Source organism: Amycolatopsis thailandensis, assembly GCF_002234405.1.
Lineage (GTDB): Bacteria > Actinomycetota > Actinomycetes > Mycobacteriales > Pseudonocardiaceae > Amycolatopsis > Amycolatopsis thailandensis.
Genome location: NZ_NMQT01000213.1, coordinates 1 through 1,180, shown reverse-complemented (window position 1 = coordinate 1,180; position 1,180 = coordinate 1). Strand labels below are relative to the sequence as shown.

General features: G+C 64.3%; 1 protein-coding gene and 1 pseudogene. Both read right to left on the bottom strand.

All coding sequences use genetic code 11. The features are described from left to right. Positions 1 to 753, bottom strand: a pseudogene (locus tag CFP71_RS41300) (hypothetical protein); the annotation flags it as partial. Then, positions 750 to 1,064 carry a hypothetical protein gene (locus CFP71_RS41295; RefSeq protein WP_093939319.1) on the bottom strand — a complete coding sequence of 105 codons (315 nt, stop codon included), beginning with the start codon at positions 1,062 to 1,064 and terminating at the stop codon, positions 750 to 752. The pseudogene CFP71_RS41300 and the gene CFP71_RS41295, both read right to left, overlap by 4 nt. Positions 1,065 to 1,180: the final 116 nt, after the last annotated feature.

The following is a 1,180-nucleotide window of genomic DNA, read 5'->3' as shown; positions in this document are numbered from 1 at the left end:
CGCGACGTCCATGAGCTTGTCTTTGGAGTCGACCTTGCCGTTCGCGATCTCGACGACCTGCTTCGCCGTGAACAGCGGCGCCGTGGCGACCTTGTCGACACGCAGCTTCAGCGTTTCGTCGACCTTCAGCTTGAGCGCGGTGTAGATCTTGTCGATCGTCGCGGGCACCAGTTTGATGGCGCCGTCCATCTGCGCGACGAGTTCCTTCGCGTCAGGCTGGATCCGCTGCTCGTACTTGACCTTCGCCGCCGTCGCGCCCTCGCCCTTCCAATCGTGGAAGAGCGTGGTCAGCGCCGAAGTGGCGTCGGTCCCGGTCTGCTCGACGGTCTTCTTGGCATCAGTGAGGTCCTCGACCTCGTCGAACATCGCCTGGAAATTGATCTCGCGGTTCTCGTGGAACCGGTCCCAGATGTCGGTCTTGTAGTTCAGGTCGGACGGCTTGTCCGGCATCTTGTTCCAGACCTGCTCGATCCAGTCGGAGAAGAAGTCCAGCGCCGGGTTGCCGAGGTCGAGCACCTGGTCGGACTTGGTCGTCGAACCGCCCGCGGCCGGCCGGGCCATGGCGTCGAGATCCTTGTCCGCCTTCTCCACCGCGGTCTTCTGCTTCTTGTCCGCCGCCGCGTTCGAGTCACGCTCGGCGATGGCCTTCTCGTAGGCCGCGTCCCCACCGAAGATCAGCGCGTTCTTGGTGCCCTGCGTGATGTACGGGTCGTCGAGCAGGGCTTTCTTCTGCTCCCACGTGTACTTGCTCATTGCGTCCCCGCCTTGTTGGCAGCCGCGGCGTTCGCCTGGTCGGATGAGGTGTAGCGGGTCGACGCGGTACTGACCCCGCCGGCGAGCTGGGTGAGCTGGCCCGCGTAGCCCTTCATCGCGTCGGAAATGGCGAGGATTCCGGTGGCGTAGCCCTTTTGGTAGTCCTTGTGCACGCGGCCGAAGTCCGCGGGCTGCACCTGGGTCGGTCCGACTTTCCCCGCCTCGGACGTCGTGTGCTGAGCCGCGCGATCCAACGACGTCGACGCCGTGAGCATCGCCTCTGAATCGGCTTTGTAGCCCCCGTCCGGCATGACCGGTGCCCCCTTCGTCCCGCTGTATCCGCCTCGTTGTCCTACCTACGACGCACGCCGACCGCATCAGGTGCCGTCGCATATGCACACAGAATGTACCTATCGGTCACCGAGGC

Excerpts from the sequence above, each read along its gene's own strand:
- CFP71_RS41295 (WP_093939319.1), bottom strand. The coding sequence starts at position 1,064 with ATGCCGGACGGGGGCTACAAAGCCGATTCAGAGGCGATGCTCACGGCG.